Consider the following 26,680-nt stretch of genomic DNA (forward strand, 5'->3'; position numbering starts at 1 on the left):
ATTGAGCACTATCAAAAAGTTAATATAGATAATAATCTCATTGAGTATTCTCATTCATAATTTCTAATGCTATTGCTAAAGGAATATGGCCAGTTAATTTCTTGGTTAATCCTCTTTTTTCATCATCTATTACTATCACAGGAACAACATCAATTTTATATTGTTCAAACAAGCTAGGATCTATATCGAAGCTAATACCAAGCTCCATAGTTTTATTCTTTGTTTGTGTAAATGAGTTATTAATTAACCCACGCATAATCAATTGAGCTCCAGCCTTTTGAGATTCAGCAAAATAGCTTTTTAAAGCCTCATCACTCATTGAAAATGAGACAAAAATAAAAGTTTTTTGCTGGCCCAAAAAAAAGCATTAGCATTATTAACAAATAATAAAACCATCAACATCATTACTCGTATAACCATATTCCTCTCTAACCCTTATCAAAGCAAACAGTAATCTCTTTTTCGCCAAATCAAGTAACCAAAATCTTCACCATTAACTGGAAATTCTCTTCCAGCCTGCCATGTAGCTTCTGTTTGGCCTATGCTCTTGCAGGATCTGGTTTCTGGAATCGGATAAGTCATTTGTAGTCGATACTGACTTTTCTTCATAATAGGCATGGGATACTTGCCACATAAGCCTTTATAACCATAATATCCCCATAACATCAGTTGCCTATGCATTCTAGCCATAAACTTACTTACCATTAATACAGATGTTCCAACTCCACCATTATGCGCCGCAGCTGTTCCAGTAAAAGGGTAAAGCATTCCTTGACATTCAGCACACCAAAAAGCATAATCACTTGCTAATAAACCAGCGCTGCAACTCATGCAATCAGCTATACATGCTTGATAAGCAGCTACATTTTGAAACAACAGCGTTTCTGGATTTAAAATCGCAGATTTAGCGTCATCACTCCATAATGGATCAAACTCTGTTAAATATGCTATATCGACTGCAGCCATTTCCAGACAAATAAAATCAAGCAAAATTTCCAGCCAATAAATCACAGGATAGACATACCAATGAATGTGATAAAAAGCACTTCCTTCAGCCTCATCTTTCATGCCTTTTTGAGTAGCACTTCCAAATGACAAACCTCCAAGACTTACCATACACATTGGCGACTTTGTAACATCTACAAGGCGTACTGGCTCCCAAAATCCTACCGGAATATACCAGGTACAGGTATTGGAATCCCTGGCTTAGGACAAAGACATATAAGTCTACCAGAAGCATTAGTATCAGGCATTGAAGTGTTTGTAAAGTACAGAGATATAGTAATTTAACCTATATTATCACATAAATCATTTTTAAGTTGCAATATCACTCATTTTTGGTTTTTTAGGTGAAGTGTTAACAACAGCTACACCTTGAACTGCTTTAGATCGCTTACAGTATAGAACACAACGCCTTTTTGATTTAATTTTTGATGTTTCAACTTTCTCAACATTATCAGGGTCAAAAACTCCTTGAGCAGCCATTTTCTTTATTTCATATAAAGACTTACATTTTTGCCCTTTAGGAATTTTACAATCAAAATTACTTTCGAAAAAGAAGCTTGTTAGGCTCATACAGCCCAATAGCAATAATAAAAACTTCATTATAAATGCTCCTCTAACTTTTGTGATTGGTCGAATTTATTATGCAAATTAACTTTTTCATTGTTAGTTGATTGTGAATAAGTTAAATTATGTGGCTTCTTCTTGTGCTCACGTAAGTCAAAACCTTTTTTAAATACAACATCGATGACTCTACCTGACGCAATAAGAACGACTGGGCTCATAGAATCAGCTTGTTTTATAGCAAAATCAGCTAGCTTATCAAAAGCATTACTAGCTCCAGAGTAAGCTCCAGACTGAAGCGCATCTCCAATCTGAAACTCTTGTTGTTGATGACCTCCAGCTACTAGGTTTAAAGTTGGTAGCATATCAGGTTTAATAGCCTTAGCTTGTAGAAACTTAGCAATATTGCTAAATACTCCATTTAATGCAGCCATGCTTGCTATGTTAGACGATTTATCTACCACGATTCCTTTAATTCCAGAACGTCCATCTTCACCTATCAACCAGCCTTCCGCCTTGTTTTCAATAATATCTCCATAATGAAATTTTACTTTGAAGCAGTTTTAATATGCTTGATGCTGAGCTTAACAAGCTTTAAAGTAAAAACTAGCATTTTAAGCTAATTTTATTTTTCCTTTTGAATTATCCTTTTCAGCTTCTTCTGTAGCAGCATTAATAAGCGTTACATGGCTTGGAGTTTTTGGAGTAAAAGTTAACATTAAATCTTGAATTGTTTTGTGTTCTCCTATTACTGTTAAATAAAGCTTCTTTTCTTCTTCTCGTGGAGCAATAAACAAACATCCAGACTCATGAACTACAACTTCGGCTGCATTTTGAGGATACATAAAAATATCATTGATTTTTTCATCTTTAAGATTAATTCTTGTTGGCCCACTATCAGAAATCTCAAGCTTCAGCAAATTATCAACTTCTAACTCATATTCTACCGCATATACATCACTAAACTTGACTAAAGCAATAAACCCTATCATAAACCTCAAAATTCTAATACTCATTTTTTTATTCCATTCTCTTTAACGCCAGTTAACAACAAAAGGTAATTAGGACTTCGCTTGTAAGTCAAAAGGTAAGTCTTATCGACAGCTATATGTTTACTATCGCTAAACCAATAACGAAGCGTTCCACTAATTAATACTCCATCCTTTATCACTTCAACCTTCTTCGGAAAAAAGACTGAAGACACATTTGAGCCTTTAACAAATTGCAAGTGATCATGAAAAAATTTATTTAAAGATTCAGTATTACTAGATGCAACTTTCATGTCTGCTATTTGTCTTTCTACCTCATTTGGAGAAGTAGTAAATAAGAGTTTCGTTACATAAATTGCCCATTCCTTTAAATAGGTTTCATGGTAATTTTTTGATGAAACCATCATTTTACGATCAGGCTCCATTGCTGGAATTAATAACCACTTTTCTTCTTTGGTAATTGCAGCCATTATCGCAATTATATTAGCTGCAGCTAGCAATATAGTTACTGAAAGTAAGCATTTATTATATTTAACCAGCTCTTGTATAGCATTTTGCTTAAAGAGATGATTCATTACTTGCCAACTTTTTTGCCCAAAAGCCTTGGATATCCTAATGGAGCTGGCAATAAACCTTTAGCTACTAAAAAACTTTTTAGCAAAAAATTCTCAGATACCTTCTTAATTTTCTTAAAGCAATAACATAGAGCAATTCCTCCAACCATAAAGGCTAGGCCTAATTTAGCATGCCTGCTGTTTAGTAGTACAATTCCTGGAGCTACTCCAGCTAGCACTACTCCCCATTCGTCAATGCTCAAACCCATATACTTCAACGGCCTCGATAATGCCCAACATAATTTTTGATTTTGTATAATTACCTTCAGCCTCAATTGTAGCATGAGATTTCTCATTCTGCTACTGCGATTTTCAAAAATTTACAAAATCTAATGTAGAGTAACTACTTAGCTAAGTTGTTGTCAATTTTTCTTCTCCGCAACTTAATTATGGCACTATTCCAGATAGTATCTCGTTCAAACAAACATTGGTACCGAATATACTCAGCATATTTTCGACAACTTTATTTGTAGCAATTGTTGCCTTATCTAAACTATGTATAGTATAAATTTTAGTTATATTAGTATTACTATGTCCTAATATTTGAGATATTGTATCTAGTGTTTCACCATTATTTTTCATCCAAGTTGCAAACGTTCTTCTAAGATCATGTATTGTTACATTCTGTATTCCGGCTTTTTTTCGAATCTTAGCCCATGCTCGATGCATTGTTGAACTTGATATGTGTTTACTATTGTCTGCTGAACTTGGCAATACCCATTCACTTTTTGAGCATAGTTTTCTGGTTTGCAATACTTCTATTAATTTATCAGCTAACCCTATATATAGAGTTTTACCATTTTTACTCTTAGTTTTTGGTATACACCATATTTTTTCGCTAAGGCTTATCTCGTCCCATCTCATTCCTGATACATTACTTTTACGTGCTGCAGTGAATAAACTTATAAATGTAAAAATTTTTCCTGATCGTTCTGCTCGCTTTTGCGATTCTGTTAATTGACTATTTCCCTTTTCTTTTAGCACGGCCATAAGTCTTCTCATTTCTTCATTTGTTACATATCTAGATCTTGATTCTTTTGCTTGTGCCTTTTTATTCCACATACAGGATTCTTTTCTAATAATCCCCACTCTATAGCCTTATTAAATATAGGGCTTAACAGTTTTAGAATACTGTTTGCTGTTACATAGTGTTTCTTTGCTGTTTTTTCGTCAAAAAGCTTCTGAATATCTTCTTTGGTAATCTCAGATATCTTTGTATTGTATAAAGATTCTAGATATCTCTTTACTCTTTGAGCCATTATTTTCCAACTTTTATGATAAAGACTACTATATTCAGTATATTTTACATGCACCTGTCCGAATGTTAGTTCATTCTTTAATTTTAAGCCTCTTCTCTCTTTTTTCTCTTCTTTCTTTATTTATCTTCCGTCTTTCATCCATTGGATTTATTCCTTTAGCAATATCACTTTTTAACTGCTGTATCTTTTTTCTAGCTTCTGCTACCGTTAGATCTGGAAAATCTCCTATTTTTATTTTTTATAATACATGCCATTAATGTTTATTCATAAATATAGTCTTCTAAATCCAGTATATGATATTATAAACAGTAAGTTCCTTTGTGTTATATCTCTAAACTTGATTATTTTTTCTTCTTTGGTTGGTACTTTTATTTTATTTAATGCTGCTTGTGTAAATTTAAATACTTTTACTGGCATATTTATCACCCTTCATTAATTTAAAATTGAAGTAATTAAATAATAACTTATTAATTTTTAAAATTAGCTTAAACTTATAGTCTGTAGTATGGTTTTTATTGAATAGCAAATACTTTTGTAAAAATAAAAAATATTTTTAAGCGACGTTATCAATTGAAGGTTACTCTAAGCTTATCAACTATAAATTCAAGTTGCTGGATTAAAAATTAGCACTTCAACTAGCCAAATATTAGACATAAATTTACGTTATATTTCCGCAATTAACATCAAGATATTATTGTCATATTGACAAATAATATTAATACAGCTACAGTTAAATTCATGTATCAACTCAAACGAGAATAAACTACATAGCAGATTTTATAAAGCTTATAAAGCTCATAATAGCTCTTAATCTAACTTATTTCTTCTAGTTAGTTAAATCATCTTAAACATGAAAGGTACATGATTGTTTCCCTCTTACGTTCTTACTTTTCTGTTAACCCTTCGCTCCACCCACATTACTAGATTTCATCACTACTATGGCTAACTCAGCCATCCTTACACCATCTCCAAAGCCTTATGTTTCACCACTTGTACTTTGAATACTTACTTAATTACGTAAGAGTTATAAGGACTTCTCAAGTTGTGTCATTAATCTTTACAAACTCGCTGACGCCTGCGACCCCGGTGGTTGAAAATTTTTGGATTTTTACTAGTTTGACCTCCAATCTTCTTTTGCCTACTATGTGCTAGAACATATCGGCTTCCACTACATCTCACTTTCAGGGCTATCACGTTCACCATTTGGTTTCGGCTCGAATGTTTCACTGTCTACGCTTTACTACTGTAGTTACCTTCAGCAGCACAAGACTCGCTATATGGTGGATCTAGCTTCTCCTTCCATAACTGGACTTTCACCAGTAAGATTAATTCACCTTTTCTTGACGCACAGACCGAATCTTTTACGTCTATTTCGATATTTGTCAGCAATAATTTTGAACTGTTTTAGCATACCGATAACGGTTTCATTCACAACCCTTTCTCCTGCTAATCTAGGATTATTCTTTTTATCATTTTTAGTTAAAGGATTTTTCTTGCTTTTTTTCTTTGGTAATTCAGAATTATTGTGAATTTTTTGTATACCTTGATATCCTGTATCAGTAATCGCTTTAACCTTAGGATGGATAAGAATTTTGGATTCCTTAAATAATCTAAAGTCATGCTTTTTACCGTTAGAAAAATTTGTATAGTCATTTACAATGAAGTTTGAGCATAGAAAAAGCGACAATAGCATCATAAGATTTACCAACATGATATTTTATACGCAAACTTCACTGTAAATGACTATATATATTACTTGATGCGTTTTCTTGTCTACCACTATTTGAGTTTTTAGTGTATGCCATTTCTTCTTTCATGAATAATAGAATTTTTGTTTTTTTAGGTCTTTCTATATGAGTCTCAGTAGCATCAATCAAGACTACTTCATAATTCATATCGCTCTTCATTAGAGCTTTACGCGACCTGGAAGAGCAAAGTTTGGGTGTTTATTAACTAGGGTGTCTTCTACCCATTTATGGAAGTAAGTACGGTATTCTCTAAGGTATTCTAAGGCCATCAGCAACTGTTCCTTCAAATTAAGCTTATTTTTACGCCAACTTTTTGATTTCTTAAGACCATCAGCTTTCCTCAAAATATCCACCATCTTTGCAAATGTTCCCTTCCTTACTCATTGTTAATCAACGAAATTTTTCATCACCTAACTCTTTAATCTGATCTAATTTCATTATTACTTCAAATCAGATTTTTATAACACCATTTTACATCATTGTATAGTTTCGAAAGAAGTCTAATGTTTATTAATTAATATAAACATTACAATATAGGTAATTATGGCTTCAATAGCATTAAAGTTTACAAAACTGTCGTAATAAAGAAGCGTTTCCACATCTCTGTCATAAGAACAATACGTGATGTTTTGGTATCATATGCTCAAGCATCTTTAAGTCCAATTTCTATTGAACAGGTTCTACTCTATAAGTTTGTTAACACTGCTATTATGCTTTACAATTAGAAGAATTAGTTCTTCTTCTTATGAGTTCCTTATATAGCTGACAATGGTGCATTAACTTAGCATGATTGCCTTGAGCATTAACTTTTCCATTGTCTAGTACTATAATATTATCTGCTTTCTCTATAGCACTAATTCTGTGTGTAACAACAATTATTGTTTTTTGTGGAGAAATACTGCGAAGATTATTTAAAATTATCTTTTCAGTTTTACTGTCAATAGCATTAGTAGCCTCATCTAAAAGCATTACAGGAGCTTTAGTAATTAATCCTCGAGCAATTGCTAATCTTTGTTTTTGGCCACCTGACAGCATATTTCCTTTTTCTCCGATAAAGCTATTCAAACCATCTGGCATTTTCGTTAAAAACTCATCAAGCAGTGCTACTTGTATAGCATATGCAATATCTTCACTACTTGCATGTTGATTTGAGAAAAGAATATTATTTTTTATTGTATCTGAAAAAATATAAGTCTCTTGTGGAATGTAACTGAAATTTTTTCGCAGTTGAGGCAAGTGAACTGAACTAATATCTACATTATTTATTTGAATAGTGCCTGTTGTAGGATCATAAAACTTAATTAATAGTTGTAATATTGTACTTTTACCTGCTCCAGATTTACCAACTATGCCAACAAATTGACCAGGAGCAATTGACAAACTACAATTGGATAGTATTGCAATATTTGGCCTTGATGGATAGGAAAAACTGACGTTGTTAAATTTAATAACTCCATTATTGAGCTCGTTGGTTGATAAATTACTTTCAACACTATCAATCTCAAATAAGCTAAAAACTTTTTCTGCAGCCATAAAGTATCCAGGAAATTTTGCAAATGATTCGATAATACCTCCTAAACTTGCTACTGCAACAATTGCATAATAAAGAAATGACGTTAAGTCTCCAGATGACATAACTCCAACAGCTATATCATTGCTACCAAGCCAAATAATAAAAGTAATAGCACTAATAACTAATGCCATTGTTAGTGCAAAGAACATTGATCTTAACTTTATTTTACGTTTAAATTCAACAAAATATTCTCGTTGAATTGTATTAAGTGTATCAACTTGATGTGATTGCTGATTAAAAGCATATATTAATTTGATATTATTAAATGATTCATCAATCTTAGAATGAATTTTTAATAGCTCAAATTGAGTAATATGTGCTAAAGTGCGAATATAATGTCCTATTTTTATCATTGGCAATGCTATAGTGATAAACATTATTATTACTAAATAGGTAAACTTATTACTTTGCGTAAACATTAGCATTAAGCTTCCAAGAAACATAATACTGTTTCTAAGAATGAACGAGAATAAATTGTTAATAAGTTCTCCAATACTATTAATATTTGATAAAAGTCTATTATTAATGTCTGTAACTTTTAACTTAGCAAAAGTGCTAATTCTTAGTTTTAGCAAATGCTTAAATAAGTCTGATCTAATATCTAATATTAAATTTTCACTAATACTATTAATTGTGAAAGATCTAAGAAAGCTAAATATACTGAATATTACAATTGTAATGCTGATTTGAGCTATAATTATATTAACACAACTACAATTATGATCTATTAAAAGTTTAATTGCACTGCCTACATAAAGCAATGATCCAGAAACCATAATTAAAGATATTAATACAATAAAAATTTTAAATCTATAAGGTTGAAGATATTTAAGGAATAAATGTAATATTTTATAATTACTCATTAGATGCATTTAAATGAATATTAAAACCTGTAAGTTGATTGATTTCTGTTTGTAGTAAAGGCCATATATCTTGCTTATCGCGATTAAGCCACTTATTGTCAATATAACTAAAATGATGAGGTCCGCTTATTGGAGATACTAACCATATTTGACGAGCAAATGTGTGACCAGTAATAACAAATTGCTTAGTTGATATAGTGATATATAAAATCATTTCATCAATGAAGTTGACATCAATTATCCCATCCAAGTCTTGCAATATGATACTATCAGCAATTTGACTAATGGCTTGACTAGCTAGTACTATAAAACTCCTTTCTAGCATAAACTATAACTCATATAAATAATATATAAATAATATTACGTTATTTTAATAAATCAAAATAAATTTGTATTAGATATCTTTCCAAACTAGCGTTAGATTCAAAGTTACAAATGTAAGCAATAAGGTATAAATATAAATCTAAACTTTTACACATCTTTCGATATCTTTAAGAGATTATTTTGAGATGTTTTAACATGTCAATAACATTTTCATTAAGAAATCTTTAAATAGTAGATGTAATGAAAATGCTTGAAAAAAGTTTTGCAGTACAATAGATATTCATAAGCCTCATGGAGGAGATAAAAACTCTTATGTGCATAATTAGATTAGTTACTAAAGTAAAAGAAATAATTAATGCATTTTTCGCTAAATTAGCCTTACCAAATATAGTTGATAAGACAAGTATAGTGCTGCACAAGTCCATATTGGAACAACTAGGGTTAGAGATACCGTGTTAAAAACCAAGAAAAAAAATAAAGAAATAGAGTAGATGATTAATGATCATATTTAAGAATAACAAAGATCTTTTCGATAAAGCTGCATTACTTGCATAAATAACATGTGTAGAATCAAAAACACAAACTATAGTTCTTGCTTTTTTAGCTAATATTGAAAAATTTAATTCTGCTAAATAAGTTGTAACTTTTGTAGGTCTTGATCCTAAGCACAGCCAATCCTGTAGTGCTGTGTGTGGTGTTAGTAGAATCTCTAGAACTTATAATTCAGATCTACGTAAAGCTTTTTATAAACTTCTTATTTAGTTTTCTGCCTTATTCTTGTTGACAGTATCTAGAAACTTTGATTACTATTTACATAGTGAATATAATTAAATATATATGTTTATTTAAATTATTAGCTATAGATTTACAATAAATATGTTATTTTACTAGGAGCAAAATTGTTATGGCGAATGATCAAGATTTATCCAATCCTAAATATTTATATACTGAAGATGATATTAATCAGCTGTTAAAGCATTATTTAGGTTTAGATGACAGGATTAGTATAATACAGCATGTTGCACTAAATGAAAGTCTGCTGCTTAAGCAGACTTTACATCAAGTCTTATCTGATATTTTTAGTGGCATACAGGAAAAAGCAGTTATACCACTACATACTGGTAATAATCATTGGGTAGCAATGGCAATTAAGAAAGGTGTAAATAATGATATTGTTGTTTCATATAATGATCCAATGGGTATACCAATAGGTGATAAAGTTACGCTCATAAACTGCATAAAAGAGCTATGCCCTGAAGCTAAAATCAATGATTTGCACACAGTTCAGCAAACTAATGTCTATGATTGTGGTCCATTTGTTGTAGATAATTTAATTAAAATGTCTCAAGGACAGCCTATACTTAGTACCGAAGAAGCCAAGCAACAAGCGCAAAACATTAGACAATCACAGGTAAGTTTCCTTTCTGAAAATAGAATGATAACTAGTGCTGCTGCAGCTCTTGCAGATACATTATTGAAGGATAATAACAGAATTACTGAAGGTGTTTTAGTAGATAAGATTTTTGATAATAAAATTTTGTCTGTACAAGAAAAGCAGCAACTACTTAATAATTTATTAGATGCTCATATTAAAGAAAATAAATCTTTAACTAAGGAAAGTTTAACAAAAATGTTGGCTGGTACGCATTTTGTGCAGCAGCAAGCTAATGTTTTGTTAAATGAAAAATTTAATAAAAGTACAGCAAATTTACAAGCAAGCAATACTAGTTCTGAAGTGAGTAGTCAAGAAGAATTATCTGTACTTAAGCTAAATGAAGTTGAAGAAAGTCTTGAAGCTCAACTAAAATACATTAACGAACATATTGCTAGTCAATTGATGCAAATAGTTAAAAACAATAATGGCGAAATTGACTGTAATAGTCCAAATTTTCAAGAGGAAGTATCATCTCTATTAAATTCTCAATCAAAAGAGACAACTAGTTTAGCTACTATAGAGCAAAGTTTTAATAAGATGATTCAGCAACTAAGAAAAGAAAAAGTTCATGAAGAAAGAGTAAGTGCTATAGAATTACAATTGAAGGCTAATCGAGCTGTTTTAGAAGCTAAATTATCTAATACTGAAGACGTAAAAAGTTTAGTTAATCAAAAAATCAAGGAAGAAACCTTGCAAGCAATTCCTTTTTTTGGAAATGCAGCAGAACGTGCAAATTTTAAAAAACATTTAGCTCATTTTGTAAAATTACCAGATAATAGCTATTCATTGCTAAAGCAAAAGGAAAAATGTCACCCATTTTGTAATATTGTAGGTGCTAATGCAGTAAAATTCTTTTCTCCTCAAAGCAACGCAGTATACCTTAATACTAGCGCTTACAATCAAATAACTTCTGATAATTTAAAAGCTTTTGAAGCAGCAGTTACAACTGGTATTAATAATTTGATGTTAAAGGAAGCAGCGGTAACTATCGATTCTGTTTCACCGAATAAAGAATCAGTCGAATCAGGTAAAGATTTATCAAAAATAGATGAGTTAGCTGAACTTAAAGAAGTTAAATCTAATCTAGAAACTGAGTTAAAAATTCTTAAAGAACGTCTTGTCAAAAAAGTTACATCTAATCTAGAAACTGAGTTAAAATTCTTTAAAGGACGTCTTGTCCAAGAACTAATGCAAATAGTTAAAAATGAAAATGGAAGAATTGATCATACAAGTAAAAATTGGCAAGAAAGTGCATCTGTTTTACTAAATTCTCAAGAAAAAGGAGCGGTTAGTTTAGCTGAGGTAGAACGTGCAGTAAGTAAAATGACTCAAAAATTACGAGATCAAAAAGTTAGCGAGGAAGAAGTAGTTAATATAGAATCAAAACTTAAGTTTGAGCGTGCAAGTTTAGAGGCTAAATTATTCGATGATAACGAAATAAAAGAATTAATTAATAAAAGAATTAAAGAGGATGCATTGCGTGTCATTCCTTTTTTAGGTTCTGGTTCTGAAAGTTTCATGGAAAAAATAAGTCCTTTTGTCAAATTGCCTGATGATAGTTATTCTTTATTAAAAGCAAATGATAAACATCATCCATTTCAGAATATTTTATATTCTAATGCTTTGAAATTTTTTGCAAATTCAAGTGATATAGGATATCTAGATGATGATTCTTTAAAAAACTTAACTCCTGAAAACTTAAATGCATTTGAAAAAGCTGTAGCAGCTGATATTGATAAATTAATGTCAAGAGATGTAACTCTGAATGTATCTGATCTTAAATCTTATGTTGCTAATAATCCTAATCCAGATCTAATAGCAGATTATTTAGCATTGGAGTGGCAGGTTCATACACCTGGATTAAAAGCATTATATGATAATTTACAGGCTAGTCCTCAATTGCCATTGAATGAATTAGAGAACAAGCATGCTAAACAACTATTAAGCGATTTGGCTAGTTTATCTAAGTTACCAAGTGTCCGTGGTATACTTCCAGAGTTTAAAGAGGAGTTTTATAATGAGATTTCTAAAAAACCTGAAGAAAGATCAGTTGAATATACGAATTTTATTAACAAATGTTCAGAATTGCCTGATACTATGTTGCAGCCTGCAAAATGCTCGGCTCAAGCATTATTAGAGTTTAACAAGTGTGAGCGAGACTTGAATAGCTTTAAACAAGGACTATTTTGCGCAATTGATAACTATAAAAATAGCGGTACTGCACAATCAAAACGTGATTTTGACCGTGCAGAGATTTTATATAAAGGCCCAGATAATATAGTGAAAGAAATTACTTTGCAAGAATTGCAAGAGTCACAGGATCTTGCTTTATCTAATGAGCAGAGAGAGTTTTTAATTACATCTTGGCAGCAAGGTACTTTTCGCTCAGGAAGTACAGCAATCTATAGTGGTAGTAAGTTTTTGTCAAAATCTATTGGTATGATATTTGAAGGCGGCGGAAGATGTGATATTTTAATCGATGCATCAAATGGTACCAAGGTTCATAGTAGATATTTTAGTACATTTGCTAAGTCGCAAAATATTGATGAAGAAAGAGTTCCTTGCTTTGACAGTACAATATCAGTTGATATTTCTGATATGACTGGTGATAAGTTTATACCTGGTTGTTCATCAGCACCTAAAATTTTGATTAATATGCATAAATTTGATCCAGCAGTTAGTGTTTTAGATGTTCCTGAAGAATTAAAAGTTACAAGATCTTATGCTAGAGAAGAAATAGATAATGTTAAAAAAGATTTTGTATCAGGATCTTTGAATATGATATGTTCTCAATATACAAAAAAAGATATAAGCGCTCAGTTAAGCCAAGAAACTTTAGATACAAAATTTGCTAGAGGTTGGTGTAATATTACAGAAACATTAGGATTAGATAATGCTTTGGAGTCTATAATAAAAGAAGTATATTCTCAAAATAGTTATGATAAGTCTTTAAAAACCGAGCCAGATATTCAGAGTAGCGCTAATGAAGTTATAATGGAGGATATACTTGATATTGTAAAAAGAGCTAGATCTGGTGTAGATAGTAGTTCATTACATGAGTCACAGTCATTAACACTACAGAAAGCTGTAGATCACTTTTGTAAAGTTGAAGTTGATCCTATACTAAGAGAAAAATTTGCTGGTAAATGTTTAGATACGTTCTTTTCTGAGCAACAGGGTAATATTTATGATAAAAATGTACAAAAAGCTGTTGAAGAAGAAGTGACATCAATACTATTGCCATTATGTAATGATAAAAACAAAAAGGAAAAAGCAACACTTAAAAAAAATACGTCTGCTATGGTAAAAAAATTAGTCTATCAGTATAATAATAAAAAAGGATGGCATGGAGCTTGGGAAAGTTTTAAGAACACTGTATCTAATGTTGTAGGATATTTAACTGGTCAAAATCGCAAAGTTGAAAAGTTGATATCTTCTCATCCAGAAATTACTAGATCTTTAAAGAGACATCTGTCTGATAGCGCGTTGTCAGAATGTAGAGCAAGTTCTGAGTCTATAAGCGAAACTTTGAGCACAGCTATAACAAGTAAAGTTAGGAGAAATAGTACTGGAAACATTAGATAAAAGATGATCTAGCTGTGTGTTATGTAGAGTAATAAAACTGATTGGTACAATTCAATGTTTAAGACCACTGTGTTGTTATAAGCATTTCAGAGTGTTAAATTTTGAGTATAGCTACTAAATTGCTATATTTACGCGGTATAAAAACGTGGTTTTTGATATCGAAAATCGCCTGAACCACCTGCCATATCTGACATTTTTGGAGGTTAGAAATGGCGCAAAATTTTCGTAATTTTGCAAGCAATAATTGCATTATTGCTAATAACAATAGTAGCAATAATGCAACTGTCTTTTATCGTTTTATTGGAAATTTTGTTCCAGCAGAATGGAAAGATCTGATTGGAGATAATGGAAAAGCATTAAGCAAGACACCTAAACAGCTTTTATCATTGATAGTATATAAACTACAGATCTATTACAATAATGATATAGAGGAATTACAAGACAGTTATTACTCTTTTGAAAAGGAGTTGCAGGTTTGTCAACGCAGAGTTAGGCAATGCTTAGTTGAACTACAAAAAGCCGGTTTCATTGAAGTTGAAAATAGGACAATAATGAAAAACAATTTTAAGTTGCGTAATGTTCCGTGTATAAAACTTCTAAAAAATTTTCAGGTACATATATAGATATAATAATAAAAAAAATAATAATAGATCTAGATCTACTGAAGATAAGTTAATAGAGAATGATCAAAATAAAAATGAAGATCAACAGCAAAATTTGAAGTTTAAATATACTGAATCTGATGATTTTATAGAAATTGAGTTAGTAGGAAATGAAAAAGAAGATCAACAGCAACAACAGAATTTGAATTTCTATGAGCTTAGTGATTTTAACAATAAAAAGCCATCAAACAAGAATTATGAGCAAAATAGTGAGTTAGCAACACTACGGATTCAAAGGTTAAAAAGAATGAATGCTGCCCCAAAAGAAAAAGACTAGCAGATTATTATCCACTAACGCCAGAAGATGCAGTTATACTACAACGTATGTCTAGTAGAAGCTTCAACATATACTTCATAAATCAATTACTGTTGAAGTTATCAAATAAATATCCAAACCGTCATTTTGCAAATAAGATAGCAGTGCTAAACTATATTGCAAAAGCGTTAGCAAATGAATTACTAACTACTGATCAGGCTAATAGTGGAAATTTTAGATTTAATGATGTAGGAAGATTTAAAGAACAGTATCTAGCAAATATTGAATCTGGTATAGATCGTAGTATGAAGGGTCAGTTGAAGCATAAAATTGCTGGTTCTTTTGAAGCAGCTATGGCTTATCAAATTTTGACTTCTTGTAGTTTTGGGCCAGCGGTTCGAACTAGGTTTTTTGTTAAGTTGCTTAAAAATATTACACTAACAGAATGTGATGAATCAAAGATATTACAAGCTGTACAAGATGTATATGGATACGAAATTCAAGAATTACAAGTTACACCATTTGAGCAACCTACAACTGTTTCACAGAAACAAATCAATGAAGAAGAGTATCTCTTGAATCTCACTAAACAACTGGGCTCTAACTCGACTTGGTACAAAGTACGAGAATCTTTAGTTACATGTTATGGTCAAGCTATCGATAAATCATGGTTTAGTAAATTAAAAGTTGTAAATGAAGATAATGTTAATAAAAAAATATTCATCAAAACAAAAACAGAATTTGAAGATGATTACATTAGAAACAACTGTATGCAAGGTCTTGAATATGCTTTTAAAGCTCAAGGATTTTCTTTGAGTTAGTTAAGTTTAGTAATTTTAATAAAATTTAAAGAGTGATATGGAAAAAGATCTTGCAAAGATTGCTCCAAATAATATTCAAGCAGAGCAAATGATACTTGGAGCAATTCTGATTAACAATCGTGCGCCTATATAACATTAACGAATTTTTACTGCCTAAACATTTTTATGAACCATTACATGGTAAAATATATAAGTCAATTAATCTCATTATTAGTAAAGGAATTAGAGCTACTGTAATTTCGCTCAAAAATATGCTAGGCAATGAACTCGCATTTGAGGAAATAGGTGGAGTGGATTATCTAGTTAAACTTACAACTTAGCATTAAGTATAGTTAATGTTAATGAGTACGGCAAAATAGTATATGATCTCGCACTGCGGCGTTATTTAATTTAAATTAGAGAAAAAATAGTAACAAATGCATATTCTTCTACTTTAGCAGATTCAGCTATAAGTCAGATCGAAACTGCTGAATCTCAATTATATGATCTAGGTTCAAGAGGAACTTTAAGTAAAGGATTTATAAAATTACAAACTTCAATTGAAGAATCATGGATATCAATTTCAGCTTCCATTCAGAATAAAAACTCTATTAATGGCATTAGTAGTGGACTACTGGATCTTGATTCAAAGCTTGGAGGATTTAAAAATTCTGACCTAATAATATTAGCTGGCAGGCCCTCAATTGGTAAAACTGCTTTAGGAGTTAACTTAATGTTGATAAGTTGAAGACTGTACAAGACGAAATACAAAAGTGGAATTTTTTTATAGATGATGCTCCAGCAATCTCGATATCTGCAATTAGATCTCGAGCTCGTAGACTTAAACGTACTCATAATTTAGCAATATTATTTATTGATTATTTACAGCTAATAAAAATTGACCCCAGAGGGAGTCAGTATAATCGAGTGCAGGAAATTTCTGAAATTACTCAAAGCTCAAAAGCTCTTGCTAAAGAGCTCAATATTCCAGTCATTGCATTATCTCAATTGTCTAGAGCTGTAGGACAAAGATCAGATAAAAAGCCTATTCTCTCAGATCTGAGAGAATCAGGCTCCATTGAACAGGACGCCGATATTGTAATGCTCATATATCAGGACGAATATTACTTGTCTAGATCAGAACCAGATCTTTTAGATATTTTTATATATCTATATGTCCATGAAAAAAGTTTCAGGTTGACCTGAAATTTCTTTCATGTTGGGACGAAATTTTTTTTCTGGTAAGGCTATATTTTCTTCTTTTCCTTTTTTACTATAGTGCTGAAAATTTTTCAGAATTTTTATGCAAGAGACATTACGTAACTTCACATTGTCTTTAATGATTGTCCTATTTTCAACTTCAATAAAACCTGCATCTCTTAATTCTACTAAGCATTGCCTAACTCTTCTCTGACCAACATTTAGCTTATCCTCATAAAGCTGATAACTTTCCTGTAATTCATCTATATCTTTGTTGTAATAGATATATAGTCTAAATACTATAAATGATAAAAGCTGTTTAGATGTCTTGCTTAATGCTTTTCCATTATCTCCAGTTAGCTTTCTCCATTCTAGCGGAATGATATTTCCAATAAAGTTATAAAATATTGTGTCATTATTGTTACTAATAATATTACAACTATTAGTTAAAAAATCGAATACTACAGGACGCATTTTTCACCTCCAAAAATACAGCTATAGTAGGTGTTTTAGAAAAAAATTTTTTTACAGATTACCATCAAATTTTTATGCAAAAGTTTTTATGCCAAACCTATATAAATTTTCATACTTATACTATCTGCATTAGAAGACTAATGTTACCTATAGATAATGTTTTAGAGTAAATGTATGTTGAGCAAAGGCGCCATACTAATAACATTATTTCAATAACAAGTGAAGTAATAATGATGAATGATAAAAAAATGTCTATAGAATTACAAGACTTGAGAAGGAAAATATAGCCAAACTACTATAAAACAATTATAATAATAAGACGTAATAAAAAAGTAATTAGTATGACATATTCTATAGAGCTTTGGAGGAAAGTACTAGACATAAAGGAAAGAGAAAGAAAATTAGTTTTGAATCAGTATTAAAACGTTTTGAAATAGGAAGGAGTGCGGTATTTGCATAGAGTAAAAAATATTACAGTTAAAAAATAGAAACAGAGCTCCAATAAAAGTCTCCATTGATAAACTAAAAGAAGATGTGAGTCAATATAGTGGTGCACATCAATATGAAAGAGCTGAACGACTAGGAGTAAGTAAGCATTATACAAAGAATATTCAAGAAATTAAATATTACATATAAAAAAAGCTTTAAAATATCCTAAGGCTAAAAAAGAAGAGAGATTAAAATTTCATGATAAGATAAAATGTGCAAAGACAACGGGAAAGTTATTGTTTTTACGATGCGATAGTTTTTTTATAGCCTCCTAGAACTCATGGATATGCGCAAAAGACATGAGATGTTACGTCATTTGTATCTAAACTACTATAAAACAGCCATATTATATATTTTTCAAAAAGCGCGGTTACGTCACAGTGATATTTTATTCTTCTTGATTTTGCTTGAAACCATTTTTTCAATATAACACAACTGTTTTATAGTAGTTTATCTATATGATTGGCATCAGTCAAAGAGAACTAATGTTATAGGAGGATTAGTAGATAAATCTCTGCTTAACAGTATTAATTTTTGACTGTAATGGTAATACTGATATTTTTAACTGTTGGATAGAACAGGATTTAATTCTGAAATTACCTAATAATTACTGTAGTTGTAATAAACAATGCAAGCTTTCATAAACATCCTTATTTAAAAACTATGATAGAAAAAGATGGACATATACTTAGAGTATTTACATCCTTATTTGCATGATTTAAATCTTATTAAAAAAAGCTTTCAAGCTAAATCAAGAAGAATAAAATACTACTGTAACTTAACTCTATTCCAAAAGTATATAACATAACTGTTTTATACTGGTTTAGCTATATATAGCAAAGCTAAAGCTGAAAAAGTAATTGAAAGGTTTCAGCTGGAAAAGTTGAAGTAAAAGAGAATTATATGAGAAGATGTAATTATAATAATGATTACCAAATTCAATATTATAGATCTTTGAAAGCAATAACTTACGATAGGCTATAGACAATGATATGAAGTTATCAGAAAGGTGTAGTACTTAACATCTGTATATTATGTTTATATAGTGTGTGATCGAAATTGAGATAACTAAAAACTATCGCACTTTCACTTGACTAGACCTTATGTGACTGAGATATGGCAACATTTCTTTGTTACCATACCATATAAATGCTTATACACCCAGTTATTAATTCATGTAGTCTTTTGACTCAGTATCATTAGCTTTCTAAGGCCTATCTTACTTAGTATCACAAATAATAGGATTACAATGTTTCACTCATCAGAGATACGTTAAGTTGATTACCTTCTATATACCTTGGAACTAGCATTTTTTAAAGAAGGTGAGAAATCCATTCTTACAGCTAAATTTTTTAGCTTTATCCAATAACAGAATTTATCTAGAGTATCGCTTCTGCATTTACCATATTTTCCATATGAAGATTCACTTTCGTTTAACCAATTTTAACTTTACCTTGCCACTATTTTCCATCCATATCAGTACTATATTAGCCTTCTATAACGCTTACTACAAAATCATTGCTAATTCTACGCCTTAATAGAGGAGCTGTAACTTAGGTCTAAATGCTATCCTTCTACATCTCTATAGCCTTTCTTTGAGCCAACGCACGTTAAACAATTATATAAAAAACTCACATCGCACAACAATGTCTAATATTCTGATTCATTATTTAGCTTCTGTTTACTATCATCATTAATAATGTTTTTTAGCTTTTTCTTAAATACTTGTACTTGTTTTAGATAATCTTGAGCTTCAAATGAAAGTTTATTATAAAGATTCTGCTTTTCTTGGTTAATTTTATGTAGTTTGATACGATAATCGCTAATTTCAGTACGAACACTTTCTGGTACAGTACGAATATATATTTTATATTCTTCTATTGTTTGATTGGCCAAATTAATGGTATCATTTTGCTCATGAACTGCTGTTTGAGGATTAGGGTCATCAGTCTTACTTTGTGGTATAGTGCTTGCTAGAGATGATACTGATAAAGTTAATAAACTACTAGCAGATATTAATCCAGTTAAAAACTTATGCATTGTTATTTATCCTGAAACGTTAAAACTTTATAAGTATAGCAAATAAACTAATTACTGTATAGCTTGAATTGTTACTGAGTAACTTATTATACTTATTTTGAAACTGATTTTCTAAGCTAGAAGTTATAAAAAAAATAAATTAGACATAAATTATGAAGTATATATGAAATACATGGCGACATAACACATATATAAAAGTACTGAGCATAACGTTTTTATTAGCTTTATAATTATAGGCATTAATATTTGCCTAAGAAGTCAACATATTGTATAATTTGGTTTATAGTATGCCAAGTGTCACAAGGTACTATTTGAAAAGTAATATTTTTGCTATGCATAACCCAAGTTTGATACACAAAAACATGCTGTATTACAGGCTAAATAAGTACTACAGTGCTTTTCATATTTATGTATGTAGTTATATTTTTTTATTCCTTCTTCAAAATACTTGCAAAAATCATCTACTATGCAGAAACTCTCTACTAGAGTGGTCATATTCAGTTCTCCTTTTTTCTTGCTTTATACTCCCTCACATCTTTTTTATAATTCTCTTTGTTTATATTACTTTTATCATATACTTCTGTTAATTTATTAGACCTCTTTCGAAACTGGTTAAGGTAGATCAAAATTATAAATGCCAGAGATCAAATTAAATCTATGTGAGTAGACCTAACCAATTTCTCAATTAGGCCCCTCCTCAAAACCGGACTTTGCAGAATTACCGCATCAGGCTCTCAAAAATAAGATAAGCATTATGCCTTATTTGTTTTCTAGAACATTGAGACAATCTTTCCAATTTTAGGAAAATTTACTTTTTTAAGTATCTCGGTTAGTCTTTTCCAATTCATCTTACGTTTTCCTCCCATTCTATTAAACCAGTTATATATTGCCCGTTTACTTTGGTTGATAAATGAACTTACTCGTCTTTTGTTATCCGATATACCATGATAGTTGATCCATTCACCTAATAACTCTAATGACTTGTGATAATGTTTGTGTTTTATCTTGCTTGTTTAGCTGAGCACGCAAATATTTTCTCAGTCCTTTCAGTTTCTCAGTAAAACGATCTCTCCTTGAGGTATATTTTAGTCTCCATGTTGTGCCAAATCTTGATTTGCCCCAATAGCAAGTAAATCCAAGAAAATTATAACTTGCGATCTTCTTGTCTTGTTTGGCTAAATTTGCAGCATGGTCTCTACCAGATTTAATCATTTGTGATTTAGCTTCATTGATATTTAGCCCATACTTATTTAACCTTTTAGGCAAAACATCATAAAACCTTTTCGCATCTGTTTCCTTTTCAAAGACAAATACCATATCGTCGCAGTACCTCACCATTCCTGTTTGTCCCATTAAGTTTTCTTTGCTGATTTTTGCAAACCAGCTATCTATAACATAATGCAGAAAGACATTTGCCAGAATTGGCGAAACTATTGAGCCTTGACGACAACCTTCTTTGTTAGTAACTATAGTACCATTTTCTATGATTGGTGTTTCAATCAGTTTCATAACTAGTCTTAGAAACTTCTTGTCAGATATTCTCTTTCTTAGAAATTCCATCAACTCGCAATGCTTAATTGTATTGAAACACTTTGTTATATCAATCTCTACTATAGCCCCTTTATTGAAGTTATACGTAAGTCTGTTTAACTCCCTTAAAGCATCGTGTGCATTTAATTTAGGTCGAAATCCATAGGAATACTTTAAGAATATTGGCTCAAACACAGAGTTTAATATCTTGCTTACTGTAGACTCGATTATCTTATCTTCAAAACATGATATTATCAAAGGTCTTTTGCCTCCATCTTCTTTTGGAATTTCTGTTATTCGTGCAGGTTTAGCTTGATATTGCCATTTGCGAATTTTAGTAAGAAGCGAGAGCAGATTTGCTTTCAACTTCTTACCATAATCAGCTTTGGTTATACCATCTATTCCTATCGCTTTCTTGCTATCGAGTTCCTTATATTGTTCTTCTAACATCTTTAAATCAATGATATGTCCAAGATTATTAAACTTTATGTCTTGATTTAGATTATTAAACTTTATGTCTTGATTTTTCGATGATAGCAACTTTATACGCTCAAGTTTCGTTAACCATGTATTTCTGTCTATGCTGTGTACAGCCATTGTTTCCCTCTTGCATTCTTACTTTTCTGCTAACCCTTTGCTCCACCCACATTACTAGGTTTCATCACTACTATGGCTAACTCAGCCATCCTTACACCATCTCCAAAGCCTTATGTTTCACCACTTGTACTTTGAATACTTACTTAATTACGTAAGAGTTATAAGGACTTCTCAAGTTGTGTCATTAATCTTTACAAACTCGCTGACGCCTGCGACCCCAGTGGTTGAAAATTTTTGGATTTTTACTAGTTTGACCTCCAATCTTCTTTTGCCTACTATGTGCTAGAACATATCGGCTTCCACTACATCTCACTTTCAGGGCTATCACGTTCACCATTTGGTTTCGGCTCGAATGTTTCACTGTCTACGCTTTACTACTGTCGTTACCTTCAGCAGCACAAGACTCGCTATATGGTGGATCTAGCTTCTCCTTCCATAACTGGACTTTCACCAGTAAGATTAATTCACCTTTTCTTGACGCACAAACTATTGAGCTTTGACGACAACATTCTTTGTTAATAACTATAGTACCATTTTCTATGATTGGTGTTTCAATCAGTTTCATAACTAGTCTTAGAAATTCTATCAACTCACAATACTTAATTGTATTAAAACACTTTGTTATATCGATCTCTAATATACTCTATTACTAACTCAGCCATCCTTATACCATCTCCAAAGCATCATGTTTTAGCACTTGTACTTTGAATACTTACTTAATTAAGTAAGAGTTATAAGGACTTCTCAAGTTGTATCATTAATCTTTACAAACTCGCTGACGCCTGTGACCCAGGTGGTTGAAAATTTTTGAATTTTCACTATCAAGCAGAATGAAATATTACTGTGACATAGATATTATTTTCCAAAAGAATATACCATAACTGTTTTATAATGGTTTAGCTATATATAATATAACTATTCTCAAATTACACTAATCAAAAGTTACCAGTATGGTTTTAGTACAACCATAAAGATAGCAACAACTATTAATAATGCTACTAACTCATTAATAACTTTGTAAAACATTGTTGATTTTTTATTGCTTTTGTTAACGAATCTCTTGTGGTATCTAATAAACATTCCATGCATTGTTGAAAGAAGTAACACTGACAGCATCTTAACATGAAACCAGGTGTCATAAATTGTAATATTATAGATAAAAAATAAAATTCCTCCCATAATAAATACTAGTAACATTGATAAGCTCATAATAAATATGAGCCTTCTTTCCATTGTACACAGCATATTATATGATTCTGATTCAGTCTGAACCTGAGTATGATATACATACAATCTAGGAAGATATAACATTCCAGCCATCCAGAAAATTACTGATATAATATGTATAGATTTAAAATAATCATAATAGTTTTGCATTTTGTTACCTATCTTTTATATATACACTGTATAAATTTTTGTGGGCATATTTTATCACAATTTCCTGAAATAACATCATCATTACTATTAATAGCTTTTAGTATTATATCTGCTATTCCATTTATGAATAAATCATTTACGCCTACAGTTTCAGCTCTGCAATAACTAACTCCATAGTGTTTAGCAATACTAGAGTAATCTATATCAAGCTCAACTAAAGTTTCTACATGTTCAGACACAAAACTTATAGGTACAATTATAATATTTTTTTTACTTTTAGCTGCACAAATAATTTCAGACTTTGTATCAGGCTCTAGCCACTTTAATGGCCCTATTTTACTTTGGTAAGATATTTTCCAATATAATCCTTTTACATTTAGTTTTTTAACAATTGACTTTACCGAATTTTCAATTTGCCATTGATATGGATCTCCTTGAGTAATAAATTTTTTTGGTAGTCCATGTGCAGAAAACAACAAAACAGTATTAGAAAAATCGTTAGTGCAGTTTTTAATTATACTTGAGTATCCATCCACTAATCCTTTGTTAATTGGATAGCAACAAACAGTTTTAACTAAACAACTAAAGTTATTTTTTAATAAACTGCTTCTAAATTCCTCTATTGCAGATAAGGTAGTACTAGTAGAAAACTGAGGATATAGTGGCAATAATATAACTTTGCTTGGTTGGTATTCTTTTATTTGTGAAACTACTTCGTGAATCAATGGATTCCAATAACGCATGGCTATAAAAATCTTATATGGATGAAGTAACTTATTTTTTAGCTTAATTCTTAGTGCTTCAGCTTGTAAAGTTGTTTGAAATAAAATTGGAGATTTACCTCCAATTTTATTATAAATTTTTTGTGAAGACTTGTTTCTTACTGATGCTATTATTTTAGCAACTAAGAATCTAAATGGATTAGGAAGTTGAACTATATGTTTATCGTAAAACAAATTAAACAAAAACTGTTTAACAGATTCAATTTTATCTGGCCCTCCAAGGTTTAGTAGAACTATTGCTATCTTTTTTTTGTTACTCACTTGAATGGTAGTTTTTTACTAGTTTAACTATTAACTCAACATTTTTTATTGGAGTCTCTGGTAGAATACCATGACCTAAATTAAAAATAAATCTATTGTTTGATAAAGTATCCATAATTTTTATTACAGATTCCTCAATGATTTTGCTATTTTTTGATAATATTGTATTAGGATTAAGATTTCCTTGTACAAGAACATTTTTTTGTAATTTTAACATTTCATCTAGTTGTAAATCATAATCACAGCTTATTCCATCAACATTAGTTTCCTTAGTATATTTGTGATATAATTTACCTGCTCCTTTAGGAAATCCAATAATCTTTATATGAGGAAATTTTTCTTTCAATGTTTTGACTATATTAGAAGTTGGTTTAATCACATATTCAGAAAACTCTTGATATGGTAAAATTCCAGCCCAACTATCAAATATTTGAACTATATCAGCTCCTGCTAGTATCTGATTTGCTAGGTGATCTATTGTATGCTTTGTTAGAATGTTGATAGAATCTACAATAAGTTCATGCTTATTATTAGATTTTATTTCGTGAAACTTTGGAGTATTTCTACTGTTATATCCTAAAATATAAGTTAATACTGTCCATGGTCCTCCACAGAATCCTATAAGAGATTTTTTTTTATTTAACTTTTTTCTTACTATGTCTATTGCCTCATATACTTTACTAATTTTTGTATTTTGTATTTTTGATTTTTGTAAGTCTAGTAAATTTGGTATTTTTTCTGCTGTTGGACATAAGTTATTAATAAATCTAATATTTATTCCTAGAGAGTCAGGAAGTACTAAAATATCTGAGAATATTATTGCTGCATCAAAGTCAAATCTTGCTATTGGTTGTAAAGTAGCTTCAGCTGCTTTAATTGGATTGTAACATAATTCAAAAAAGCTATTTGTTGTTCTTTTTAACACTTGATATTCTGGTAGATACCTACCTGCTTGTCTCATAAACCATATTGGAGTGTAATTTTTATTAGAACTATGAAAAGCTTGTATAATTTTACTCATGACTAAATTAACAATATTAAATATATAAATATTATTTGGTAGTTATTTATGTAAGCAGTTTTTAGTGGATTATTTTTTATCCACATTTTTATCCACATTTTTATTTTGTTAGTTTTTAACTAAATCTCTTAATATACAAGAATTATAGTAAACTGAAATATATATATTAACAACATGTAGATAATATAAATAAACTATCCACATGTTGATAAAAAATATAATAACATTTTAAATAATCTAAATTTAGTAATCATACAATAAATTACTATAGTTATCCACAATATTATCCACGTATTACTTACAATGTATTTTTTCAAAATAATTGTTAAATCTCGTAATTATACCAATGTTTATTACTAACTAATCATTATTAAAATCAGATTATGATAAGAAAAATGAAGGAAAAGAATAGGATATAAGATTTGGATTATTACTGGAGGTAATTATTGCTAAACTTAATGCTGCATCAAAAAGTGGATTGTTAGACCAAATTAAGCTAGAATTTTATGAAAAAGTTAAACATAAAATTTTGAGGCAAGCGCTAGTAAAAAATTCAAGATAGCTTGTGAAAATAAGACTCTAATACATAATCCAACATACATTTAAAAGTATGACATTAAAAAAAATGGTATAATAATAGTAAAGAGAGGGACTAGAATAAATACTTTTTAGATGATAAACTTTGGTGAACAACTAAATTAGCAGATATTTATATACTAATTCTACTATAACATTAGTTCTATTTGATTGATAGAATCAATATATTATTACACATCTTCTTTTAGTTTATCAATAGAGATTTTTCTTGGAGATATGTTTCTGTTTTTTAATGCAATATGTTCTTACTACATACAAATACTGTATTCTTTCTTATTCCAAAATGTTTTGATACTTTTTAAAACTAATTTTCTATCTTTCATTTATTGTTAGCACATTTTTCTGAAAAATCTATAGAATATATCATACTAAGTTACTTTTTCATTACATCTTAACATCTTATTATTATAATTGTTCTATAGTAGTTTGGATATACTTAATCATATCTTTTTTACAACTATCTTTTTTCTATTACTTCTACCATATCTTCAAGTTCAGCCTTTTATCTAATACTTATTTTTAACATACTATAACATATCTCTTTATATCGAACTTGTGTTAAATAGCTTTAAAATTAATTTTGTTTGAGTATTAAAGAATTTATTTGACAAAATCTTCAAATTTTGCTATTCACTGTA

Annotated in this window: 23 protein-coding genes and 4 pseudogenes; 6 read left to right on the plus strand and 21 right to left on the minus strand. The window is 30.3% G+C overall.

Translation table 11 applies throughout. The features are described from left to right. Positions 1–37 precede the first annotated feature (37 nt). From trbC to cyaY, 14 genes and pseudogenes are all read right to left on the minus strand, one after another. Positions 38–358 carry a type-F conjugative transfer system pilin assembly protein TrbC gene (trbC, locus tag OTBS_RS04690; RefSeq protein WP_011944350.1) on the minus strand — a complete coding sequence of 107 codons (321 nt, stop codon included), beginning with the start codon at positions 356–358 and terminating at the stop codon, positions 38–40. 80 nt (positions 359–438) lie between these two features. Further along, positions 439–1,262 (minus strand): annotated as a pseudogene (locus OTBS_RS04695) (TraU family protein); the annotation flags it as partial. A 52-nt stretch (positions 1,263–1,314) separates the two neighbouring features. Then, on the minus strand, positions 1,315–1,605 hold the full coding sequence (locus OTBS_RS04700) for a hypothetical protein (RefSeq protein WP_011944249.1): 291 nt from the start codon (positions 1,603–1,605) through the stop codon (positions 1,315–1,317). Then, entirely contained in the window at positions 1,605–2,069 is a 465-nt protein-coding gene (locus OTBS_RS04705; protein ID WP_011944248.1) for a TrbI/VirB10 family protein, read from the minus strand. The genes OTBS_RS04700 and OTBS_RS04705 overlap by 1 nt, the downstream gene beginning before the upstream one ends. A 111-nt stretch (positions 2,070–2,180) precedes the next feature. Next, a complete protein-coding gene (locus OTBS_RS04710; RefSeq protein WP_011944247.1) occupies positions 2,181–2,582 on the minus strand; it encodes a hypothetical protein in 402 nt (133 codons plus the stop codon). Further along, the gene (locus tag OTBS_RS04715) at positions 2,579–3,130 is read right to left on the minus strand and encodes a TraE/TraK family type IV conjugative transfer system protein (protein ID WP_011944688.1); all 552 of its coding nucleotides are present in this window, start codon (positions 3,128–3,130) and stop codon (positions 2,579–2,581) included. Before OTBS_RS04715 ends, OTBS_RS04710 begins: the two co-directional genes overlap by 4 nt. Further along, positions 3,130–3,465, minus strand: a complete 336-nt coding sequence (locus tag OTBS_RS04720) for a hypothetical protein (protein ID WP_011944246.1) — start codon at positions 3,463–3,465, stop codon at positions 3,130–3,132. The genes OTBS_RS04715 and OTBS_RS04720 overlap by 1 nt, the downstream gene beginning before the upstream one ends. 91 nt (positions 3,466–3,556) lie before the next feature. After that, positions 3,557–4,258, minus strand: a complete 702-nt coding sequence (locus tag OTBS_RS10340; protein ID WP_162097316.1) for a tyrosine-type recombinase/integrase — start codon at positions 4,256–4,258, stop codon at positions 3,557–3,559. Continuing rightward, positions 4,183–4,428, minus strand: coding sequence for a phage integrase central domain-containing protein (locus OTBS_RS14870; RefSeq protein ID WP_050897527.1), 246 nt, complete (start codon positions 4,426–4,428; stop codon positions 4,183–4,185). The genes OTBS_RS10340 and OTBS_RS14870 overlap by 76 nt, the downstream gene beginning before the upstream one ends. Positions 4,429–4,498: 70 nt before the next feature. Then, on the minus strand, positions 4,499–4,663 hold the full coding sequence (locus OTBS_RS18345; RefSeq protein ID WP_410517964.1) for an Arm DNA-binding domain-containing protein: 165 nt from the start codon (positions 4,661–4,663) through the stop codon (positions 4,499–4,501). A gap of 29 nt (positions 4,664–4,692) precedes the next feature. Beyond that, positions 4,693–4,845: a hypothetical protein gene (locus tag OTBS_RS16355; RefSeq protein WP_232488819.1), complete on the minus strand. Its 153-nt coding sequence runs from the start codon at positions 4,843–4,845 to the stop codon at positions 4,693–4,695. A 913-nt stretch (positions 4,846–5,758) separates the two neighbouring features. Continuing rightward, positions 5,759–6,560 (minus strand): annotated as a pseudogene (locus OTBS_RS12055) (transposase family protein). 324 nt (positions 6,561–6,884) lie between these two features. Then, a complete protein-coding gene (locus OTBS_RS04745) occupies positions 6,885–8,612 on the minus strand; it encodes an ABC transporter ATP-binding protein (protein ID WP_232488921.1) in 1,728 nt (575 codons plus the stop codon). Beyond that, positions 8,605–8,937 (minus strand): iron donor protein CyaY, encoded by a 333-nt coding sequence (gene cyaY, locus OTBS_RS04750; RefSeq protein WP_011944730.1) that lies wholly within the window; start codon positions 8,935–8,937, stop codon positions 8,605–8,607. The genes OTBS_RS04745 and cyaY overlap by 8 nt, the downstream gene beginning before the upstream one ends. Positions 8,938–9,427: 490 nt before the next feature. Here cyaY and OTBS_RS14120 point away from each other — a divergent pair. The 6 genes and pseudogenes from OTBS_RS14120 to OTBS_RS04765 form a co-directional block, all read left to right on the plus strand. Beyond that, positions 9,428–9,683: pseudogene (locus OTBS_RS14120) on the plus strand (transposase); the annotation flags it as partial. A 157-nt stretch (positions 9,684–9,840) separates the two neighbouring features. Then, entirely contained in the window at positions 9,841–13,956 is a 4,116-nt protein-coding gene (locus OTBS_RS04755) for a Ulp1 family isopeptidase (protein ID WP_011944731.1), read from the plus strand. A 209-nt stretch (positions 13,957–14,165) separates the two neighbouring features. Continuing rightward, positions 14,166–14,579 (plus strand): hypothetical protein, encoded by a 414-nt coding sequence (locus OTBS_RS16360; RefSeq protein WP_157866373.1) that lies wholly within the window; start codon positions 14,166–14,168, stop codon positions 14,577–14,579. A 94-nt stretch (positions 14,580–14,673) separates the two neighbouring features. After that, complete coding sequence (locus OTBS_RS16365) at positions 14,674–14,895, plus strand: hypothetical protein (protein WP_232488922.1); 222 nt, start codon at positions 14,674–14,676, stop codon at positions 14,893–14,895. Positions 14,896–14,942: 47 nt separating this feature from the next. Further along, a complete protein-coding gene (locus tag OTBS_RS16370; RefSeq protein ID WP_232488923.1) occupies positions 14,943–15,695 on the plus strand; it encodes a DnaA N-terminal domain-containing protein in 753 nt (250 codons plus the stop codon). Between the two features lie 37 nt (positions 15,696–15,732). Next, positions 15,733–16,820: pseudogene (locus OTBS_RS04765) on the plus strand (DnaB-like helicase C-terminal domain-containing protein); the annotation flags it as partial. A 24-nt stretch (positions 16,821–16,844) separates the two neighbouring features. On the opposite strand, the gene OTBS_RS04770 reads toward OTBS_RS04765, so the two are convergent. From OTBS_RS04770 to hemE, 7 genes are all read right to left on the minus strand, one after another. Next, positions 16,845–17,348 (minus strand): hypothetical protein, encoded by a 504-nt coding sequence (locus OTBS_RS04770; RefSeq protein ID WP_041621237.1) that lies wholly within the window; start codon positions 17,346–17,348, stop codon positions 16,845–16,847. A gap of 2,139 nt (positions 17,349–19,487) precedes the next feature. Next, entirely contained in the window at positions 19,488–19,877 is a 390-nt protein-coding gene (locus OTBS_RS04775; protein WP_011944732.1) for a hypothetical protein, read from the minus strand. 960 nt (positions 19,878–20,837) lie between these two features. After that, positions 20,838–22,004: a reverse transcriptase domain-containing protein gene (locus OTBS_RS04780; protein WP_080571845.1), complete on the minus strand. Its 1,167-nt coding sequence runs from the start codon at positions 22,002–22,004 to the stop codon at positions 20,838–20,840. Between the two features lie 364 nt (positions 22,005–22,368). Next, positions 22,369–22,569, minus strand: a complete 201-nt coding sequence (locus tag OTBS_RS16375; protein WP_011944733.1) for a hypothetical protein — start codon at positions 22,567–22,569, stop codon at positions 22,369–22,371. A 377-nt stretch (positions 22,570–22,946) separates the two neighbouring features. Continuing rightward, positions 22,947–23,381, minus strand: coding sequence for a CopD family protein (locus tag OTBS_RS04790; protein ID WP_011944734.1), 435 nt, complete (start codon positions 23,379–23,381; stop codon positions 22,947–22,949). A gap of 8 nt (positions 23,382–23,389) precedes the next feature. After that, a complete protein-coding gene (gene hemH, locus OTBS_RS04795) occupies positions 23,390–24,424 on the minus strand; it encodes a ferrochelatase (RefSeq protein ID WP_011944735.1) in 1,035 nt (344 codons plus the stop codon). Beyond that, the gene (hemE, locus tag OTBS_RS04800) at positions 24,417–25,445 is read right to left on the minus strand and encodes a uroporphyrinogen decarboxylase (RefSeq protein WP_011944736.1); all 1,029 of its coding nucleotides are present in this window, start codon (positions 25,443–25,445) and stop codon (positions 24,417–24,419) included. Before hemE ends, hemH begins: the two co-directional genes overlap by 8 nt. Between the last annotated feature and the right edge of the window lie 1,235 nt (positions 25,446–26,680).

It is taken from the genome of Orientia tsutsugamushi str. Boryong (assembly GCF_000063545.1).
Lineage (GTDB): Bacteria > Pseudomonadota > Alphaproteobacteria > Rickettsiales > Rickettsiaceae > Orientia > Orientia tsutsugamushi_C.

What these genes read in the sequence shown, in the direction of transcription:
- OTBS_RS04710 (WP_011944247.1), bottom strand. Translation starts at nt 2,582, where the DNA reads ATGAGTATTAGAATTTTGAGGTTTATGATAGGGTTTATTGCTTTAGTC.
- OTBS_RS16375 (WP_011944733.1), bottom strand. Translation starts at nt 22,569, where the DNA reads ATGAAACTGATTGAAACACCAATCATAGAAAATGGTACTATAGTTATT.
- OTBS_RS04755 (WP_011944731.1), top strand. Translation starts at nt 9,841, where the DNA reads ATGGCGAATGATCAAGATTTATCCAATCCTAAATATTTATATACTGAA.
- OTBS_RS04775 (WP_011944732.1), bottom strand. Translation starts at nt 19,877, where the DNA reads ATGCATAAGTTTTTAACTGGATTAATATCTGCTAGTAGTTTATTAACT.
- OTBS_RS16355 (WP_232488819.1), bottom strand. Translation starts at nt 4,845, where the DNA reads ATGCCAGTAAAAGTATTTAAATTTACACAAGCAGCATTAAATAAAATA.
- hemE (WP_011944736.1), bottom strand. Translation starts at nt 25,445, where the DNA reads ATGAGTAAAATTATACAAGCTTTTCATAGTTCTAATAAAAATTACACT.
- OTBS_RS04715 (WP_011944688.1), bottom strand. Translation starts at nt 3,130, where the DNA reads ATGAATCATCTCTTTAAGCAAAATGCTATACAAGAGCTGGTTAAATAT.
- OTBS_RS04745 (WP_232488921.1), bottom strand. Translation starts at nt 8,612, where the DNA reads ATGAGTAATTATAAAATATTACATTTATTCCTTAAATATCTTCAACCT.
- OTBS_RS04770 (WP_041621237.1), bottom strand. Translation starts at nt 17,348, where the DNA reads ATGCGTCCTGTAGTATTCGATTTTTTAACTAATAGTTGTAATATTATT.
- OTBS_RS04700 (WP_011944249.1), bottom strand. Translation starts at nt 1,605, where the DNA reads ATGAAGTTTTTATTATTGCTATTGGGCTGTATGAGCCTAACAAGCTTC.
- OTBS_RS04790 (WP_011944734.1), bottom strand. Translation starts at nt 23,381, where the DNA reads ATGCAAAACTATTATGATTATTTTAAATCTATACATATTATATCAGTA.
- OTBS_RS16360 (WP_157866373.1), top strand. Translation starts at nt 14,166, where the DNA reads ATGGCGCAAAATTTTCGTAATTTTGCAAGCAATAATTGCATTATTGCT.
- OTBS_RS04780 (WP_080571845.1), bottom strand. Translation starts at nt 22,004, where the DNA reads ATGGCTGTACACAGCATAGACAGAAATACATGGTTAACGAAACTTGAG.
- cyaY (WP_011944730.1), bottom strand. Translation starts at nt 8,937, where the DNA reads ATGCTAGAAAGGAGTTTTATAGTACTAGCTAGTCAAGCCATTAGTCAA.
- OTBS_RS16370 (WP_232488923.1), top strand. Translation starts at nt 14,943, where the DNA reads ATGTCTAGTAGAAGCTTCAACATATACTTCATAAATCAATTACTGTTG.
- OTBS_RS14870 (WP_050897527.1), bottom strand. Translation starts at nt 4,428, where the DNA reads ATGGCTCAAAGAGTAAAGAGATATCTAGAATCTTTATACAATACAAAG.
- OTBS_RS04720 (WP_011944246.1), bottom strand. Translation starts at nt 3,465, where the DNA reads ATGAGAAATCTCATGCTACAATTGAGGCTGAAGGTAATTATACAAAAT.